Below are 17,315 nucleotides of genomic sequence, written 5' to 3' on the forward strand. Positions count from 1 at the left end.
GACTTGTGTCGTCAGGACTATCGACATTCGCCCAGGGAAAAGTCAAGGACATTTGTGCATTTCAATTGACATAAGTGTCACACCCGTCATTATCCGCCCAACAAAATGACGTCACGCCTTTCATCCCAGGGGGGATCTGGGGCGAATTCGTGCGGAGGCGATGTGGTCAAGCTCAAACGCGGCACACACACGGCTTATTCCGAGGCATCCTCGCTGCGGCTCAGGGCGGCATGGCTCTATTATAACGAGGGGCTGACCCAGAAAGACGTCGCCGAACAGCTCGGCATCAGCCGTACCACCGTCATCCGCCTGCTCGACGAGGCGATGAAGCGCAGCGAAGTCCAGATCTGGATCAACGATTCGATCGGCGACTGCGTTGAACTTTCGGTGAAGCTGGAGCGCGCCTACGGCCTCGACGAGGCGATCGTCGTGCCCGCACCGTTCAATGGCGACGTCAATGCGCTGGCGAAAAATGTCGGCCTGGCGCTTGGCCAGTTCCTCTCCGAAGCCATCCCCGACGACTACACCATCGGCGTCGGCTGGGGCCGCACCATGACCGCCTCGCTGTCGAGCTTCCGGCCGCCGCGCCGCACCAATTGCAAGGTCGTTTCGCTGCTTGGTGGCATCGTCGCCGTGCACCAGACCAACCCGATCGATTACACATGGCGGCTGGCAAATCAGCTCGGCGCCGAATGTTACATGTTCCTGGCGCCGCTTCTCGTTGATTCCATCGAGACCAAACGCAATCTGATCGAGAAATGCGGGTTAGACACGATCTACCGTCTGGCCGAGAATCTCGACCTGGCGATCGTCAGCTGCGGCGATATCGGCCCGCATTCGACCTCGCTGTCGGAGGGCTGGATCTCCAAGGCCGAGCTGCAGGAACTGATCGATGCCGGCTGCGTCTGCGACACCATGTTCAACTTCCTCGACAAGGATGGCAATTCGGTCGACCACTCGATCAATCGTCGCGTCATGTCCGTCGATCTCGACACGCTGAAGGAGGCCAAACATATCGTGCTCTCCTCCGGCGGCGCCCACCGCGCCGTGGCGATCCGCGCCACGATCAAGCGCATCGGCTGCAACACGCTGATCACCGATGAAAGTGCCGCACGGGCGCTGCTCGAACTGGCAGAGACCGCGCCGCCCGTCTCTTCGCCCCAGCGGGAAGAAGTGTCAGAGCGATAGCGAACGACGTAAGTGGAAACGACGGCCGCTCCGCCCCGGGAAACGCCATCAGGCGTGCGCCGATTCCCAGCCGAGCATTGCCCGTTTGCGGGTGAGGCCCCAATGGTAGCCCGTCAGCGCGCCGTTCTTGCCGAGCGCCCGATGGCAGGGCACCACGAAGGAGATCGGGTTTGCCCCGACCGCCGCACCCACGGCGCGCTGCGCCGTCGGCCGTCCGATATCGCTGGCGATATCTGAATAGGTGACCGCCTTGCCGAACGGGATCTTCAGCAGGCTCTGCCAGACACGCACCTGGAAGTCGGTGCCGATCAGCACGACGCGCAGCGGCTGTTCGGAAGACCACTTGCCGGGCTCGAAGATACGGGCGGCATAGGGCACCGTTGCCTGCAGGTCCTCGACATAAGAGGCGTTCGGCCAGCGGCAGGTCATATCCTCGAGGCAGGCCCTCTCATCGCCGGAATCGCTGAAGGCGAGGCCGGCAAGGCCGCGGTCGGTCACCATGATCAGCGCCATGCCAAAAGGGCAGATGTGGAAACCGTAGCGGATGGTGAGACCGCCGCCCTTGGCCTTCCATTCGCCGGGCGACATTGCCTCATGGGTGACGAAAAGGTCGTGCAGCCGGCTCGGCCCGGAGAGGCCGACCTCGATCGACGTCTCGAGCAGCGGCATGTCTTCGCTGCGCAGCAGCCGCTTGGCGTGGTCGAGCGTCACCGCCTGCAGGAAGCCTTTGGGCGACAGACCGGCCCAGCGGGTGAAGGTCTTCTGCAACTGCGTCGGCGACTGATTGAGCCGCGCGGCGATCGCCTCCAGCGAAGGCTGGTCGCGATAGTCCTCGGTGATGAGTTCGATGACCCGACGGACGATATCATAATCAGGGCCTTCAGGCGTGATGTCTGTCTGCAGGTTCGCAATCATATCCATGGTCTTTCTCCTTGTCACAAGGAGATAATCAATAGGCCCGGGGTAAACCACCCGATTCTTGCGCGCGCCTGATAGTCTCAGATCCGCTGCTTGACCGTCGCGAGCGCTCCCTTGAAGGCTTTGGCGAAGCTTTCGCGATCATCGGGATTGAGGAAGGAGCCGATATCCGTGCGCCGGCCCTCGCCGAAAATATGCATGGACAGGATGCCGATCTCCTGGTGCCGGCGCACGCGGAAGCGCGCCCAGAACGGATTGAAATGATGCTCCACCATCCGCCCCGACGGCGCAAACTTGCGCACCGAAACATCCGTGCGCGACACCGTGACCTCCTCGCGGGCCCTTCCGGAGCGGTAGCTCAGCCAGAAGGCGCCATAGAGAAGCACGAAGTCCAGACCGAAGAAGAAGCCGATCGGCCAGGCGCCGGTCGCGACGAAGAACATGCCGTAGAGAAAACAGACCGCACCCGATAAGGCAAGCAACACCTTGAAGCCCCGGCGGCCGAGCGACCGGTGGGGGAAAAGCGCAGCGGCGAAAACAGGCTGCTCGTTGGAGCTGTTGGCGTTGCTTTCCATCATAGCCGGTGAGTATAGATTCCCCATGGCGAATCCGAAACTTAAATCCGTTGGCAAATCGTCGCAAAACTCGAATGTGATCGCCCGCCGCAAACCGGCGGCGGCGGTGAAGACCGCCTATTCACTGGCCGAGCGCGAGGAGATCTTCCGCCGCTTCTCGGTGCAGCGGCCGGAACCGAGGGGCGAGCTCGAGCACAGCAATCCCTTCACCCTCGTCGTCGCCGTCGCACTGTCGGCGCAGGCCACCGATGGCGGCGTCAACAAGGCGACACGCGCCCTCTTCAAGGTTGCCGATACGCCGGAAAAGATGCTCGAACTCGGCGAGGAGCGGCTGCGCGACTATATCAGGACGATCGGCCTTTATCGCAACAAGGCGAAAAACGTCATCGCGCTCTCGCAGATGCTGGTCGATGAGTTCGGCGGTACGGTGCCGGAAACGCGTGACGAACTGGTGAAATTGCCGGGCGTCGGCCGCAAGACCGCCAACGTCGTGCTGTCCATGGCCTTCGGCCAGGCGACGATGGCCGTCGACACCCACATCTTCCGCATCGCTAACCGCATCCGGCTTGCCCCCGGCAAAACGCCCGACGAAGTCGAGGCCCGGCTGATGAAAGTGGTTCCGCAACACTACCTCTACCACGCCCATCACTGGCTGATCCTGCACGGACGCTATACCTGCAAGGCACGCCGTCCGGAATGTGAGCGCTGCGTCATCGCCGATATCTGCAAATCGCCGGAAAAGAGCTGGGATGTGGCGGCGCCGCTCGTCGAGCTACCGCCGCAGGTGATCGGCGAGACCGTCGAGTAGAACAGCGATCGCCTGCTCGTAGTGACCCCTTTCCGCGCCAGCCTCGATCGCAATCGCCGCGCGGTCGAAGGCCCCGCCGATAACATCGACGTCAGCGGGTCGAGCATAGCGCCGGCCTCCGGAAGCATGGCGGCAAGGCCTGCCTGCAGCGTCGCTTCCGCATTCTCGGCATCGATCGCCACCACTACCGCTTGCGCCTAGCATTCGACCACCGCGCGAAAAAGCGCCTTCTTGTCTTCATCTTCAAAATGATGATAGAGCGCGCCACGCGTCACACCCGCCTCCGTCACGATCTCCGGCGTCGCCGTTTCGGCATAACCTTTCTCGACGAATATCGCCCTTGCCATCCTCGATGGCAGCCACGAGGCCATCCCGGCCATCGCCCGCGGCAAGATTTCAGGCCTGCTGCTCAATTTCGAGGTCGCCGATGTCGACGCGATCTATGCGGCCTGCCGGAACGCCGGCCTGCCGATTTTGCGGGAGATCCGCGATGAGGATTTCGGCCAGCGGCATTTCATCACCGCCGATCCGAACGGCGTGCTGATCGACATCATCATACCGATGCCGCCGAGCGCCGAATTTGCAGCGATGTACGACGCTCCGCCCTGCCCGGCTGAGCCTCAGGTGTCGCGTGCAGAAATCAGCTTGTGCAGATGCACCATCATGCCGGCGGCAAAGAGCGGCGTCAGAAGATTGACGAACGGGATCGCCAGGAAAAGGGCGATCACCAGCCCGCCGAGAAAGACGGTGGAAGCATGTCTGGCGCGGAAAAGCCGCGCCTCCTGAGGCGAACGGAAGCGCATGGCGGCGAATTCGAAGAATTCCCGTCCAAGCAGATAGCCGTTCACCAGAAAGAAGGCGACCAGATTGACGCCGGGGATGAACAGCAGCAGCAAGGCGACGATATTGCCGAGGATCACCACGCCGAGGAACTTGATCGAGCTTGCCATCGCCGGGCCGAGCGGCATGGCGGTGCCCGGCGCGTCCTTGGGATAGTCGCGTTTTTCGATGACTTCGGCGACATCGTCGAGAAACAGGCCGGCGATCAGCGCCGTGACCGGCGAAAGCAGCAGCGCCAGCATCAGCGCAAGGCCGATACCGGCAAGGATTGCGAAGATGAAAGCGAGCCATCCCGCCCAATCCGGCACATCGGGAAAGAAGCTCGTCAGCCAGGGAAAGAGGAAAGCCATGAAGGCCCCACGCAGCGCGAACCACAGACCGACCAGCACGAGGACTGTCAGGCCGAGCACTTTCCAGAAGACTGCGCGTGTTTCCGGCGCGAACAAATTGGCGAGCGATAATCGAGCGGCGGCAAGAATCATTGTCTCAGGCGTCTCCGGTTGCGCGGAAGATGTAGGAAAGATGGAGACCGGCCACAAGAGAGAATAAAATTGCATGTGGTAATAGAAAACTTGTCGAAAATTAAATGCTAATATAGTATTGTTACGTATCCAAATATGCATGAGCCTGAGAAGCAGCTTCCGAAATAGTTGCAAAGACGAGGGGTCGCAACAGCGCGTCCGCGGAACGCCTCTGAGGAAAAACGGGGGAGGCTGATGTGGAAGACTTTGTGCAAAAACTCAGGCAATACGCAAAAACCGGCACGCCGGCCGAACGCCGTATCGCGAAATATTTCACCGAACACCTGAACGACCTGCCGTTCGAGACAGCGGCGTCCGTCGCCGACCGGCTGGATCTGTCGCCGATGACCGTCGGGCGCTTCCTGCGCGCGCTCGGCTATCAGGGATTGGACAGCGTCAAAGTAGAGATACGCGAGACCGTGACGACATCGCCGGCGCAATTGCAAAGCGCCATGAGCGAGCTGCATCAGGACGCCGCGGAGGGCAAACCGCTCGCCGTGCTGGTTGCCGAGCAGATCCAGGCGCTCCACCATATCTATCATCTGACGGCGCAGCCGCACTGGTCCGAAGCCGTCAGCTTGATTAGCACGGCCCGCGAAATATCGATCGCCACGCATGCCCGGCTGGCGAGCCTTGCCCATCATTTCTGCCAGCGGCTGACGCAAGCCCGTGACGGCGTGCGCACGCTCGACGGCGCCGACAACCGTTTTGCCGAACTCTTCGCCCGGCTGGCGGTCGACGACGCGCTGCTCGTCATCATCGATTGTCGCCGCTTCGCCAAGGCGCGCCTGCTTGCCCGAACCGCTCGGCGCTACGGCTATAAGGTCGTGCTCATTTCACCGCAGCAAGCGGACTGGATGGCGGATCAGTCGAATGTGATGCTGCCCTTGCCGCCCGCGCGCGCGCCCGATCTGGACAATCTTCCACCGCTGATCGCGTTGCTCGACTGCCTGTCGGAATCGGTCATCCTAGAAGTCGGGGAAGAGGCCGCCCTTCGCCGCCGCCGCATGATGGAATTCGCGACCGTCCTCGGTGAGACGGCGAACCACTAATCCGATTGAACACGGCGCTTTTGGCGGCTTGTGCGGTTCAGCTTTTAACGGAAGCGCAGAACCGCTCTATCCTTTTGTTTTTGCGCAATTCCGGACGGAAAACCGCTTCGCACTTTTCCTGGAATTGCTCTAAAGCACGTCGCATCAAACCTGATTCATGTGACGTGCTTTAGGTCTTTGTTTTTACGCATGTCGTTGGCGCAAACCGCTGCACACTTTTGCGCGACATGCTTTAATCCATCATTTCCAACTCGGCGCGGTGCCGATGCATGGCGAGAAGACGCCGGTAGTCGCGGTCATAAAGCGCCTGTTTCGCTTTGTCGGGAAGCCGTTCGTCGCCGCCCGGATACATCGCCTCGCCGGCTGCGGCCAGATCCCCATGCAAGCCGCAAGCGACGGATGCTGCGATCGCCGTGCCGAGCAGCACCGCCTCGTTCATCTTCGGCACCACGACCTTGCAGCCGGTGGCGTCGCTGTAGAGCTCCATCAACACCGGGTTCTTCACATGCCCGCCGGCAATATGCAGCGTATCGGGCACATAGCCGTATTCCTTCATCTTCTCCAGAATGTGGCGGATGCCGAGCGCAATCGCCACGGCGGTGCGCCAATAGAGCGTGCAGAGCCCGTCGAAGGAGCTATCGAGCGTCAGCCCGCTGACGACGCCGACGGCATGCGGATCGGCGAGCGGCGAGCGGTTGCCGTGAAAATCCGGCAACACGAAAATCCGCGCGCCGAAAGCATCGCCCTCCTCGGCCCGCAATTCGGCAATGCGCGCGACGATCTTCTGATGCAGCGCCGCCGTCGGCTCGCCACCGGCCGCATGCATGCGCACGATGTGGTCGAGCAGTGCCCCGGTTGCCGATTGCCCGGCCTCGACCAGCCAGGATTGCGGGAAGACCGCCTCGTAATAGGGACCCCACATGCCATGGCTCGGCTTGCGTTCCCTGGAGAAGGCAACGATGCAGCTCGACGTGCCGGCAATCAGTGCCAGCTGGCGCTCACGTTCTACAGGATCGGCAGCGTAGCCGCCGAGCGCACCGAGCGCACCGGCAAAGGCGTCGATCATGCCGGCTGAAACGCGGCAGTCCGTCGTTAGCCCGAGCGCCTCGGCCGCCTCCGCTGTCAGCCGGCCGACGCTGCCGCCGACAGGCGTGGTCTCATCCGGCAGGTGGCCGCGCGCCTGAAGGTCATCGAGGCCGATCCGCTCCAGGAAATCCTGCTGCCAGCCCTTTTCGAGATGAGCGAGATAGTTCCACTTCGCCGTCAGCGTGCAGCGCGAACGAGCAAGCGATCCGGTCGATTTCCACGTCATGAAGTCGGCGAGATCGAAGAAATAGCCGGCCTTTTCCCAGGTGGCGGGCAGCTTTTTCTTTAGCCACATCAGCTTCGGCATTTCCATCTCGGGCGACATCACATGCCCGGAATGCTCGAGCACCCGGTGTTCTGTCGCCGTGCAGAAATCGGCTTCCTTCAGCGCCCGGTGATCGAGCCAGACGATCGTGTCGAAGCGTGTCTCACCGCCTGTCGAAACGCTGATCTGGCCGCCTTGGACGTCACGCACGACAAGCGAACATGTGGCGTCGAAGCCGATCGCACCGACCGCGGCGGGATCGATGCCGGATTGCTCCAATGCCCGGCGCACTGCCATGCAGGCGGCGGACCAGATATCTTCGGAATCGTGCTCGGCATGGTTTTCGCGCGGCCGGTTCATCACGATCGGATGTTCGGCCTTGGCAAGCAGGCGACCGCGTGCATTGAAGACGCCGGCGCGCGCACTGCCCGTGCCGATATCCACCGCAACCACATGATCACGCATCAAATCTTGGTCCCGTCCAGCTTATGGTTGCGGACAAGGTGTATCAAATCCGGCATGGCGTCAAACACCACGTCAGGCGAAAGACGATCGAGTTCGGCGCGATATCCGGCGAAGTTGGCGTGCGATCCGCCGGTGAAGGCAAAGACCGTCATGCCGGCCGCCTTGGCGGCGGCAATGCCGGCCGGGCTGTCCTCAACGACGAGGCAATGCGCCGGCTGGACCTGCATTTCACGCGCCGCATGCAGGAAGAGATCGGGCGCCGGTTTGCCGCGCTTGACCATCGTCGCGCTGAAGATGTCGGGCAGCCGGTCGAGTAGCCCGGTGACGGACAGCGACAGCCGAATCCGCTCCATCTGGCTGGACGAGGCGACGCAGCAGCGAACACCAAGCCCGTCGATCGTCGCCGCGATACCGTCGATCGGCTTCAGTTCCGTGCGGAAACGGGCGTAAAGATCGGTGCGAATGCGCTCGAGAAATTCCTCGCCGGCGTGGACGTTGAATTCGGTTTCCAGCGTATCGATGAGCGTCGACAGGCTGCGGCCGAGAAAGCGCTCATAGGCCTGGTCTTCGGTGATCGAGACGCCGAGATCGTTCATCGCCGCGACCAGCACGCTGATCGAGATCGGCTCGCTATCGACGAGCACGCCATCGCAATCGAAGATGACCAGCCGTGGTTCAGCATCAGCCATGAAAGACCCAACCTGAGTTCAATTCGGACGCGTCACCGTCCCGCTTCGCTCGCAAGGCCGGACGGATGACGGCAGCGGACACCGCCATCCAATTTCCCTTACACTGCGAGCTTGCCGTCGAGATAGAGTTGCAGCGTCTCCCGCGTGCCTTTTTCCCACAGGGTTTTAAGCGCATGGGCAAAACGCTTGCGAAAAAGCTCGGATTTTGCCACTTCGCCGAAAACGTCGTCGAAGACGAGGAAGGCTGAAGGATCGTCCTTGGCTTTCAGCGCCGCTGCATGCAGGCGCTCGGCGCTGGCGTCGTTGAAGACGATATCCTTGCCGCTATCGGTCTTGCCGGCGAAATAACGGCACCAGAGTGCAGAAACCAGCGCCAGGCCGACGACATCCTTGCCCTGGCGCAGATTGTCGAGCGTCGACGGCAGGATGAATTTCGGCTGACGGTTCGAACCGTCCTGCGCCAGACGCGGAATGGTGTCGGCAATCTTCGGATTGAGCAGGCGATGCTCGATCAGGGCGAAATACTCGGTCAGCGACGTGTTCGGCACCGGCGGCACGATCGGAATGATCTCGTCGTTTTCGAGCTTGGCAAGGAAAGCGCGAATGAGCGGATCCTCCATGGAATCATGGACGAAATGAATATCCATCAGCGCCGCCGGATAGGCGATCGCGGCATGCCCGCCATTGAGGATGCGGATCTTCATATGCTCGTAGGGCGTGACATCGGGAACGAAGGTCACCCCGACCTTTTCCAGCGCCGGCCGGCCGGCGGTGAACTTATCCTCCAGCACCCATTGCTTGAATTCCTCGCAATAGACCGGCCAATTGTCCTCGATCTCAAAATTGTCCCTGAGGAAATCGATCTCCCGCTGGCCGGTTGCAGGCGTGATGCGGTCGACCATCGCGTTCGGGAAGGCGACATTTTCCCGGATCCAGTCGGCAAAACCGGGATCCGAAAGGGCAGCCGTGCCGACCACGGCATTGGCGGTGACGATGCCGTTATGGGGAATATTGTCGCAGGACATGACAGTGAAGGGACCGATACCCCTGGCGTTGCGCGTCTTCAGGCCGGCAACGATCAGGCCGAACACCGTCTTCGGCGCGTCGGGATTCTGCCCGTCGGCGGCGATCGCCGGATGGGCCGGATTGAATAGGCCCGATGCATCGATGAAATAACCACCCTCGGTGATCGTCAGCGAGACGATGCGGATTTCGGGATCGGCGAGCCTGGCGATGATCGCGGCGGGATCGCCGACCGGCAGGATATCGATCATCGGCGCGGTGACGCGCGCCGCCGTTTTGTTGTTGTCCTGCTCGACCACAGTCGTCAGGAAATCCTGTGCCGCAAGCTTTTCGCGCATAGCGGCATCCGACGGCAGCACGCCGGCGCCGACGATCGCCCAGTCGTGATCCGTGCCAGCGTTGAAGAGATCGTCGAGATAGATCGCCTGATGGGCACGGTGGAAATTGCCGACGCCGAAGTGCACGATGCCGGCTTTCAGCGACGCCCTGTCATAACAAGGGATGGCGGCAGTGCGCGCCACGTCCGAAAGCGTTGCCAGCGATAATTTGCACGTCATGTTCCAGTCCTCTTGAAGGTCTTGCCGAGACGGCCGGGCGCCATCGTCCGGCTCGCATGCTTGCCCCCAGCCCGGCAGTCCGCCCTAGATGGCAAGACCGCCCTCGTTGAATTTGTGAATACGCGAACGGTCGGGCGTCAGGTAGACGGTATCCCCGGCCTTTGCGGCGAAATCGCCGCTGCCGCGCGCCGTCACCATGCCGATGTCTTCGGCATCGATATGCAGGAAGGTGTCGGAACCGAGATGTTCGGCCACCACGACCCTGCCCTTCCAGTCGCCGCTCTCCATCGACAGCAGCATATGTTCGGGACGGATGCCGATCGTATGCGCTCCAAGCTGAGCCGCGTTCTGCCCCTTGATGAAATTCATCTTCGGCGAGCCGATGAAGCCGGCGACGAACAGGTTGCGCGGGCGGCTGTAGAGCTCGAGCGGCGAGCCGACCTGCTCGATATTGCCCCTGTTCAGGACGACGATCTTGTCGGCCATGGTCATCGCCTCGACCTGGTCGTGGGTGACGTAGACCATCGTCGTCTTCAGCTGCTGGTGCAACTCGCTGATTTCGAGGCGCATATTGACGCGCAGTGCCGCATCGAGGTTCGACAGCGGTTCGTCGAACAGGAAGGCCGAAGGCTGACGCACAATGGCCCGGCCGATCGCCACGCGCTGGCGCTGGCCGCCGGACAGCTGGCGCGGCTTGCGTTCGAGATAGTCGGTAAGGTTCAGCACCCGGGCGGCATCCGTCACCTTGCGGTCGATCTCCGCCTTGTCGACGCCCGCCATCTTCAGCGGGAAGGCGATGTTGTTGCGCACGCTCATATGCGGATAGAGCGCATAGGATTGGAACACCATGGCAAGCCCGCGCTCCGACGGCGCCTTTTCGGTGGCGTCCCGGCCGTCGATGACGATCTTGCCGCCGGAAACGTCCTCGAGCCCGGCGATCAGCCTGAGCAGCGTGGACTTGCCGCAGCCCGACGGACCGACGAAGACAACGAATTCGCCGTCCTTGATGTCGAGATCGATCGAAGGGATGACCTTGGCTTCGCCGAAGACCTTGGAAACCTTCTGAAGGGTAATGCTGCCCATGTTTCTCTCCCTTTATCTTATTTCACTGCGCCGAAGGTCAGGCCGCGGACGAGTTGTTTCTGGCTGAACCAGCCGAGGATCAGGATCGGCGCGATAGCCATCGTCGATGCCGCCGACAGCTTGGCATAGAACAGGCCTTCGGGGCTGGAATAGGAGGCAATGAAGGCGGTCAGCGGCGCCGCTTTGGAGGCGGTGAGGTTGAGCGTCCAGAACGCCTCGTTCCAGGCGAGGATGATGTTCAAAAGCAGCGTCGAGGCAATGCCGGGCACCGCCATCGGCGTCAACACGTAGACGATCTCCTTCATCAGCGATGCCCCGTCCATACGCGCCGCTTCGAGGATTTCACCGGGGATTTCCTTGAAGTAGGTGTAAAGCATCCAGACGATAATCGGCAGGTTGATCAGCGTCAGCACGATCACAAGGCCGGTGCGCGTATCGAGCAGGCCCGAATTGCGGAACATCAGGTAGATCGGGATCAACGCGCCGACCGGCGGCATCATCTTGGTCGACAGCATCCACATCAGCACGTCCTTGGTCCGCTTAGTCGGCGAAAACGCCATGGCCCAGGCGGCCGGAATCGCGATGATCAGGCCGATCAGCGTCGAGCCGAAGGAGATGATCACCGAGTTCATGAAGTGGCTGAGATAGTTCGACCGGCTCTGCACCTCGGCATAATTCTCCGTCGTCCAGTGGAAGAACAGGAACTGCGGCGGCGAGGCGATGGCGTCGGCTTCCGACTTGAAGCTGGTCAGGAAGGTCCACAGAATCGGGAAGAAGATCAGAATGCCGAGCGTCCAGGCGATCGCGGTGACGATGAGCTTGCGCTTCGTTGTGACTTTTCTGGCCATCTCAAGCCTCCAGATTCTTGCCGACGAGGCGCACGAGAAAGATCGCGACGATATTGGCGAGGATAACAGCCACGATGCCGCCGGCCGATGCGCCGCCGATATCGAATTGCAGCAATGCCTGGGCATAGACGAGATAGGTAAGGTTGGTGCTGTCGGTGCCCGGCCCGCCATTGGTGGTGACGAGGATTTCGGCGAAGACCGAAAGCAGGAAGATTGTCTGGATCAGGATCACCACGGTGATGGCACGGGCCATATGCGGCAGGATGATATAGATGAATTTCGAGATCGGCCCGGCGCCGTCCATCTCGGCTGCTTCCTTCTGCTCCTCGTCGAGCGACTGCAGCGCCGTCAGCATGATGAGGGTGGCAAAGGGCAGCCATTGCCAGGCGACGATGAGAATGACGGAAAACAGCGGCGCATTCGCCAGCCAGTCGATCGGCTGCAGGCCGAGCGCCTTGGCAAGATGGGCAAAGAGGCCGTTGACCGGGTTCATGAACATGTTCTTCCAGACCAGCGCCGCCACCGTCGGCATGACGAAGAACGGCGCGATCACCAGGATGCGCACGATGCCCTGGCCGTACATCGGCTGGTCGAGCAACAGCGCAAAGGCGATGCCGCCGATGACGGTGATCAACAGGACGCCGGCGACGAGCAGCAGCGTATTGATCAGCGCCGCGATGAAGGCCGGGTCGGACAGGAAATATTCATAGTTCAGGAAACCGACGAAGTTTTCCATGCCGGGGTTGAGCAGATTGTAGTTTAGCAGCGAGAAATAGATCGTCATCGCCAGCGGGACGATCATCCACGCAAAGAGCAGCAGCACGGAGGGCGCAATCATCAGGCGCGCAGCGGAGCGGGTATGTAAAGTTGCCATGGCAATCACCGATCTGAACTGAAGCGGGGAGCGGCCGCAGGAAAGCTTTGTCTGAAAACAGAGGCCGCCGATGCAGTTCGGGCAATCGGCGGCCCAGAGGGGCGAGGTGTCAAGGATCCGCCCCTTGCTCGGGAGGCTTTATTTGATGTAGCCGGCCTTGGTCATTTCGCGGGTTGCCAGCTGCTGTGCACTCTGCAGGGCCTGGTCGACCGAAATCTGACCGGCAAGGGCTGCCGAGAATTGCTGGCCCACCGCCGTGCCGATACCCTGGAATTCCGGGATCGCCACGAACTGGACGCCAACATAGGGGACCGGCTTGACGGTCGGCTTGCTCGGGTCGGCCGAGTTGATCGAGTCGAGCGTCGTCTTGGCGAAGGGAGCCGCCTTTTGGTACTCCGCATTCGCATAGAGCGAGCTGCGGGTACCGGGAGGTGCATTCAGCCAGCCTTCCTTCTCGGCAACGAGGTTGGTGTAATCCTTGCTCGTGGCCCAGGCGACGAACTTTTCGGCGGCTTCGGCCTTCTGCGAACCCGCCGGGATGGCGAGGCTCCAGGCCCACAGCCAGTTGCCGCGCTTGCCGAGACCCTTGTCCGGAGCGAGCGCGAAGCCGACCTTGTCGGCGACGGTCGATTCCTTCGGGTTGCTGACGAAGGACGCAGCGACGGTCGCGTCGATCCACATGCCGCACTTGCCGGTCTGGAACAGTGCCAGGTTCTCGTTGAAGCCGTTGGAGGAAGCGCCCGGAGGGCCGGCATCCTTCATCAGCTTGACGTAGAAATCGAGCGTGTCCTTCCACTCCGGCTGATCGAACTGCGGCTTCCACTTTTCATCGAACCAGCGCGCGCCGAAGGAATTGGACATGGCCGTCAGAAAGGCCATGTTCTCGCCCCAGCCGGCCTTGCCGCGCAGGCAGATACCGTAGACTTCCTTGTCCTTGTTGGTGATCTTGCGGGCAGCATCCGCAATGAAGTCCCAGGTCGGGGCGTCGGGCATCTTCAAGCCGGCGGCGTCGAACAGGTCCTTGCGGTACATGACCATCGAGCTTTCGCCGTAGAACGGCGCCGCATAGAGCTTGCCATCCAGGGTCAGGCCGCTGCGGATCGCCGGCAGCAGGTCGTCGACGTCGTAGTTGGCGCCGAGATTGTCGAGCGGCACCAGCCAGCCCTGCTTTGCCCAGATCGGAACTTCATAAGTGCCGATCGTCAGAACGTCGTATTGGCCGCCCTTGGTCGCGATGTCGGTCGTGACCTTCTGGCGCAGCACGTTTTCTTCGAGGGTTACCCATTCAAGGTCGATGCCGGGATTCTTCGCCTTGAAATCATCCGTCAGCTTCTGCATCCGGATCATGTCGCCGTTGTTCACGGTTGCGATTGTCAGCGTCTCGGCCGAAGCCATGCCGGCAAACGCCAGCGCTGAGCAGGCGCCCAGCAGAAAAGTTCTCAATGTCATATCTTCCTCCCAGAAGATGAGGTGTGAGCATTCGCTTTGCTCATGAGCAATTACTCACCATGCGGCGAAAAATGTCAATCGGCAATCGTTGCTGCAATGCCGAAGGATATATCTATACTATTGATTTTAAATAATAATTTTTTGCTCAGCTCCTGAGCAAAAACTCAGCCGTGTCTTCGTCGGTAATGAGGCCGTTGATCTGATGGCCGACAACGGCCGCCCTGATCGCCTTGAATTTCCGCTTGCCCTTGGCCAGCCCAATGACCATCGACGCGTCGCGGGACGGGATCGGCGCCGATGCGACGCGCTCGTTGATCGGGTTGTCGAGCAACCTGCCGTCGACATCGAAGATCCAGCCGCAGATCTCGCCGACGGCGCCCCCGCGCATCAATTCCATCATCTCGTCCTTCTCGAGAAAACCGTCGACGCAGAGCGGACCGTCGATGCCGAGCTCGCCGATGCCGACGAAGGTGACGTTGGCCTGGGCGCTCATGTCGAGCGTCGAGCGCACGAGTTGCTGGCCGTGCAGCAGCTCCCGCTCCTCGGCCGAGGTGACGAGCACCGGCAGCGGCATCGGAAAGTGCCGCGCCTTCACCGCATCCGCCATGCTGAAGATGACGTTGTAATAGGCCGCCGATCCGTCCGGTGCGATATTGCCGGTCAGCGAAACGATGCGGTGATTGGGACATTCGATCACCGGAAGCTGATCGACGGCCGCCTTCAGCGTGCGGCCGGTACCGACCGCAAGCACGATCGGCTCCGGCCGCTTCAGCCAGCGCTCGATCTCGGCTGCCGCCGCCTCGGCGATTCCGACGGTGGTCGACGACGAGCCGGGATCGCTCGGCACCACCTCCACCTGTTTCAGTCCGAATTTTCGCCGCAACTGTTCGGCGAGTTCAAGACAGGCAGCGATCGGATGATCGAGCCGCACCTTGATCAGACGCTCGGCGACGGCAAGCGACACCAGCCGCTGCGCCGACTGTCGCGAGATACCCATCGAGGCGGCAATTTCGTCCTGGGTGCGCCCGGCGACGTAATAGAGCCAGCCGGCCCGCGCCGCATCGTCGAGCCGTGCGGGAGTCTCGGATCTTTTTGCCATCTAATGCCTACCGCGCAAAGTGAGCCGGCTTGTCGCCGCCGAACATGATTTCGAGTCTCTATCGCGCCAGATCAAAACAAAAATCCGGCAAATGTCGAGCCTGTTGAAAAGAGCGCCGCCAAATAACCGCGGTCGCTGATGCAAATCAGGCAAACCATTGCACGATGAGATAGATCGCCGCCTTCACCAGACCGTAGATCACGCCGCCGGCGATGACGAGCGACACCGCGGTCATCACGAAACCGACGAGCGCAAAGAGCCCGTCACGGCCCAATATGCCGAAAGCAAAGACCGAAATGGTGATCGCAGGCAGGATGTTGCCGAGCGGGACCGGCAGCAGCAGCACGATCGACAGCAGCAGGCATGCGGCCCCGGCGAGATATTCCGCCGGCGGCTCGGCAAAGATCGCCAGCCTCGGCTTCAACATGCGCTCCGCCCAGGCGAGCCAGCGGTGAATGCGGCCGACGATAGTCTCGAAATCCTCCCGCCGCATCGAACGGTTGGCAATCACCTTAGGCAGCCAGGGTTTCATCCCGAAGGTCAGTTGCGCTGCCAGGAACACCAAGGGCGCGCCGAGGACGGCGGACGTGCCCGGCGGCGTGGGAAAGGCGTTCGGCAGAGCAAAGATCAGCATCAACGCGCCGATCGCCCTGTCACCCATCGTGTCGAACAGGTCGCCGATCGAGATCCGCTGACGGCTCTGATCGGCGGCCATCTGCCGTAAAATGGATGAGAGGCGGCGGCCTTTGGGACGTGGTCTTCGGATGGTACTGTTTTCTCTCGTATCGATGGTCGTGGGTCCGGCAGTTTGTGAAAGTGTAGGGTCGGATTCTGGCGATGCAATATGCCAATTGAATGACTTGCGGGGTTAGAAATTGTGGATGCGATCGGAGTCGATCCGACCATCCGATCTCCCCACCTGTTGGCGATGTTTGGCAGAACGGAAGGGCGCCACACGGCGCGTCCCTGAAGCAGGCGACATCGCTGCCGAATGAGCGCTTGAAATTCCCCGCCAACAATGCAAGCAGACGCGGGAGACCAGAGAAACGGCGGAGTGGCAATGATCATTTCATTCGATATCGGTGGCTCCGCCATCAAGGGCGGCATCGCCCGCTCCGAGACGGATATCGTTCCCCTCGGCCGCCGCCCGACGCCCAAGGATGATTTCGCCGCTTTCGTCGAGACCCTGCGCGCCATCATCGCCGAGACCGGCGAAGAGCCGAGCCGCATCGCGCTGTCCATCGCCGGCGTCGTCGATCCCGATACGCAGCGGCTGATCTGCGCCAACATTCCCTGTATCCACGAACGTAGGCTCGCAGCCGATCTCGAAGCCGAACTCGGCTTGGCCGTACTGGTCGCCAACGACGCCGACTGTTTTGCCATGGCCGAAGCCGGCCTCGGCGCCGGCCGCGGCCACCGCATCGTCTTCGGCGCCATCCTCGGCACCGGCGTCGGCGGCGGCCTGGTTGCCGACGGGCGCCTCGTCAACGAGGCCGGCGGTTTTGCCGGCGAATGGGGTCACGGGCCGATCATCGCATCTGCAGCCGGCAATCCGCCTGTGGCCATCCCGGCCTATGCCTGCGGCTGCGGCCAGAAGGGCTGCGTCGACACCGTCGGCGGCGCCCGCGGCCTGGAGCGGCTGCACCAGACGCTGCACGATCTCGACCTTTCCAGCGAGGAGATCATCGACCAGTGGCAACGTGGCGAGGAAAAGGCGACACGCACCATCGACGTCTACGTCGATCTCGTCGCCTCGCCCCTGGCGCTGACCGTCAACATAACAGGCGCGACCATCGTGCCGGTCGGCGGCGGGCTTTCCAATGTCGAGCTGCTGCTTACCGAGCTCGACCACGCCGTGCGCGCCCGCATCCTGCGCAAATTCGACCGCCCGCTGGTGGTATCAAGCGAATGCCGCATCGAACCCGGCCTGATCGGCGCCGCACTGCTGGGACTGAAGGCCGAGGCGGCCTAGAAA

The 17,315-nt window shown here is 61.6% G+C and carries 16 protein-coding genes and 2 pseudogenes; 5 read left to right on the forward strand and 13 right to left on the reverse strand.

Annotated features, from left to right (window positions below; all coding sequences use genetic code 11):
- Positions 1-162 precede the first annotated feature (162 nt).
- Positions 163-1,188: a sugar-binding transcriptional regulator gene (locus tag PO860_RS17770; RefSeq protein WP_272784874.1), complete on the forward strand. Its 1,026-nt coding sequence runs from the start codon at positions 163-165 to the stop codon at positions 1,186-1,188.
- A gap of 48 nt (positions 1,189-1,236) precedes the next feature.
- Here PO860_RS17770 and PO860_RS17775 read toward each other — a convergent pair whose 3' ends face one another.
- Both PO860_RS17775 and PO860_RS17780 read right to left on the reverse strand, forming a co-directional pair.
- A complete protein-coding gene (locus PO860_RS17775) occupies positions 1,237-2,109 on the reverse strand; it encodes a bifunctional helix-turn-helix domain-containing protein/methylated-DNA--[protein]-cysteine S-methyltransferase (RefSeq protein WP_273885713.1) in 873 nt (290 codons plus the stop codon).
- A 77-nt stretch (positions 2,110-2,186) separates the two neighbouring features.
- Positions 2,187-2,684 (reverse strand): DUF2244 domain-containing protein, encoded by a 498-nt coding sequence (locus PO860_RS17780; RefSeq protein WP_183609657.1) that lies wholly within the window; start codon positions 2,682-2,684, stop codon positions 2,187-2,189.
- 22 nt (positions 2,685-2,706) lie between these two features.
- Between PO860_RS17780 and nth the strand changes: the two genes are divergently transcribed.
- The gene (nth, locus tag PO860_RS17785; RefSeq protein WP_275037922.1) at positions 2,707-3,489 is read left to right on the forward strand and encodes an endonuclease III; all 783 of its coding nucleotides are present in this window, start codon (positions 2,707-2,709) and stop codon (positions 3,487-3,489) included.
- On the opposite strand, the pseudogene PO860_RS17790 reads toward nth, so the two are convergent.
- Positions 3,454-3,869, reverse strand: a pseudogene (locus tag PO860_RS17790) (helix-turn-helix domain-containing protein). The gene nth and the pseudogene PO860_RS17790 sit on opposite strands and share 36 nt — an antisense overlap.
- Between PO860_RS17790 and PO860_RS17795 the strand changes: the two are divergent.
- Positions 3,820-4,101, forward strand: a pseudogene (locus PO860_RS17795) (VOC family protein); the annotation flags it as partial. The pseudogenes PO860_RS17790 and PO860_RS17795 sit on opposite strands and share 50 nt — an antisense overlap.
- An 8-nt stretch (positions 4,102-4,109) precedes the next feature.
- Here PO860_RS17795 and PO860_RS17800 read toward each other — a convergent pair.
- Positions 4,110-4,811, reverse strand: coding sequence for a sulfate transporter family protein (locus PO860_RS17800; RefSeq protein WP_183609423.1), 702 nt, complete (start codon positions 4,809-4,811; stop codon positions 4,110-4,112).
- A gap of 236 nt (positions 4,812-5,047) precedes the next feature.
- On the opposite strand from PO860_RS17800, the gene PO860_RS17805 reads away from it, so the two are divergent.
- Positions 5,048-5,902 (forward strand): MurR/RpiR family transcriptional regulator, encoded by an 855-nt coding sequence (locus tag PO860_RS17805; RefSeq protein WP_183609422.1) that lies wholly within the window; start codon positions 5,048-5,050, stop codon positions 5,900-5,902.
- Positions 5,903-6,134: 232 nt separating this feature from the next.
- On the opposite strand, the gene PO860_RS17810 is transcribed toward PO860_RS17805, so the two are convergent.
- The 9 genes from PO860_RS17810 to PO860_RS17850 all read right to left on the reverse strand — a co-directional run bounded on the left by PO860_RS17810 (position 6,135) and on the right by PO860_RS17850 (position 16,055).
- On the reverse strand, positions 6,135-7,718 hold the full coding sequence (locus PO860_RS17810) for an FGGY-family carbohydrate kinase (protein WP_273881699.1): 1,584 nt from the start codon (positions 7,716-7,718) through the stop codon (positions 6,135-6,137).
- Positions 7,718-8,407, reverse strand: coding sequence for an HAD family hydrolase (locus tag PO860_RS17815; RefSeq protein ID WP_183609420.1), 690 nt, complete (start codon positions 8,405-8,407; stop codon positions 7,718-7,720). Before PO860_RS17815 ends, PO860_RS17810 begins: the two co-directional genes overlap by 1 nt.
- Positions 8,408-8,505: 98 nt before the next feature.
- Positions 8,506-9,987, reverse strand: a complete 1,482-nt coding sequence (locus PO860_RS17820) for a mannitol dehydrogenase family protein (RefSeq protein ID WP_273885711.1) — start codon at positions 9,985-9,987, stop codon at positions 8,506-8,508.
- Positions 9,988-10,071: 84 nt separating this feature from the next.
- Positions 10,072-11,070, reverse strand: coding sequence for an ABC transporter ATP-binding protein (locus PO860_RS17825; RefSeq protein ID WP_183609418.1), 999 nt, complete (start codon positions 11,068-11,070; stop codon positions 10,072-10,074).
- 17 nt (positions 11,071-11,087) lie between these two features.
- A complete protein-coding gene (locus PO860_RS17830) occupies positions 11,088-11,918 on the reverse strand; it encodes a carbohydrate ABC transporter permease (protein ID WP_018483649.1) in 831 nt (276 codons plus the stop codon).
- Position 11,919: 1 nt separating this feature from the next.
- Positions 11,920-12,792 (reverse strand): carbohydrate ABC transporter permease, encoded by an 873-nt coding sequence (locus tag PO860_RS17835; RefSeq protein WP_183609656.1) that lies wholly within the window; start codon positions 12,790-12,792, stop codon positions 11,920-11,922.
- A gap of 138 nt (positions 12,793-12,930) precedes the next feature.
- Positions 12,931-14,241, reverse strand: coding sequence for an ABC transporter substrate-binding protein (locus PO860_RS17840; protein ID WP_183609417.1), 1,311 nt, complete (start codon positions 14,239-14,241; stop codon positions 12,931-12,933).
- 145 nt (positions 14,242-14,386) lie between these two features.
- Positions 14,387-15,340, reverse strand: coding sequence for a sugar-binding transcriptional regulator (locus PO860_RS17845; protein WP_183609416.1), 954 nt, complete (start codon positions 15,338-15,340; stop codon positions 14,387-14,389).
- 145 nt (positions 15,341-15,485) lie between these two features.
- Positions 15,486-16,055 (reverse strand): exopolysaccharide biosynthesis protein, encoded by a 570-nt coding sequence (locus PO860_RS17850; protein WP_272784868.1) that lies wholly within the window; start codon positions 16,053-16,055, stop codon positions 15,486-15,488.
- A 345-nt stretch (positions 16,056-16,400) separates the two neighbouring features.
- Between PO860_RS17850 and PO860_RS17855 the strand changes: the two genes are divergently transcribed.
- A complete protein-coding gene (locus PO860_RS17855; RefSeq protein WP_183609415.1) occupies positions 16,401-17,312 on the forward strand; it encodes an ROK family protein in 912 nt (303 codons plus the stop codon).
- Positions 17,313-17,315: the final 3 nt, after the last annotated feature.

Source organism: Rhizobium binxianense, from assembly GCF_028994275.1.
Taxonomy (GTDB): domain Bacteria; phylum Pseudomonadota; class Alphaproteobacteria; order Rhizobiales; family Rhizobiaceae; genus Rhizobium; species Rhizobium binxianense.

Bases quoted from the DNA above. Each gene is read 5' to 3' on its own strand.
- PO860_RS17830 (WP_018483649.1), bottom strand. From the start codon at position 11,918: ATGGCCAGAAAAGTCACAACGAAGCGCAAGCTCATCGTCACCGCGATC.
- PO860_RS17835 (WP_183609656.1), bottom strand. From the start codon at position 12,792: ATGGCAACTTTACATACCCGCTCCGCTGCGCGCCTGATGATTGCGCCC.
- PO860_RS17800 (WP_183609423.1), bottom strand. From the start codon at position 4,811: ATGATTCTTGCCGCCGCTCGATTATCGCTCGCCAATTTGTTCGCGCCG.
- PO860_RS17820 (WP_273885711.1), bottom strand. From the start codon at position 9,987: ATGACGTGCAAATTATCGCTGGCAACGCTTTCGGACGTGGCGCGCACT.
- PO860_RS17855 (WP_183609415.1), top strand. From the start codon at position 16,401: ATGATCATTTCATTCGATATCGGTGGCTCCGCCATCAAGGGCGGCATC.
- nth (WP_275037922.1), top strand. From the start codon at position 2,707: ATGGCGAATCCGAAACTTAAATCCGTTGGCAAATCGTCGCAAAACTCG.
- PO860_RS17815 (WP_183609420.1), bottom strand. From the start codon at position 8,407: ATGGCTGATGCTGAACCACGGCTGGTCATCTTCGATTGCGATGGCGTG.
- PO860_RS17850 (WP_272784868.1), bottom strand. From the start codon at position 16,055: ATGGCCGCCGATCAGAGCCGTCAGCGGATCTCGATCGGCGACCTGTTC.
- PO860_RS17845 (WP_183609416.1), bottom strand. From the start codon at position 15,340: ATGGCAAAAAGATCCGAGACTCCCGCACGGCTCGACGATGCGGCGCGG.
- PO860_RS17825 (WP_183609418.1), bottom strand. From the start codon at position 11,070: ATGGGCAGCATTACCCTTCAGAAGGTTTCCAAGGTCTTCGGCGAAGCC.
- PO860_RS17780 (WP_183609657.1), bottom strand. From the start codon at position 2,684: ATGATGGAAAGCAACGCCAACAGCTCCAACGAGCAGCCTGTTTTCGCC.
- PO860_RS17810 (WP_273881699.1), bottom strand. From the start codon at position 7,718: ATGCGTGATCATGTGGTTGCGGTGGATATCGGCACGGGCAGTGCGCGC.
- PO860_RS17775 (WP_273885713.1), bottom strand. From the start codon at position 2,109: ATGGATATGATTGCGAACCTGCAGACAGACATCACGCCTGAAGGCCCT.
- PO860_RS17840 (WP_183609417.1), bottom strand. From the start codon at position 14,241: ATGACATTGAGAACTTTTCTGCTGGGCGCCTGCTCAGCGCTGGCGTTT.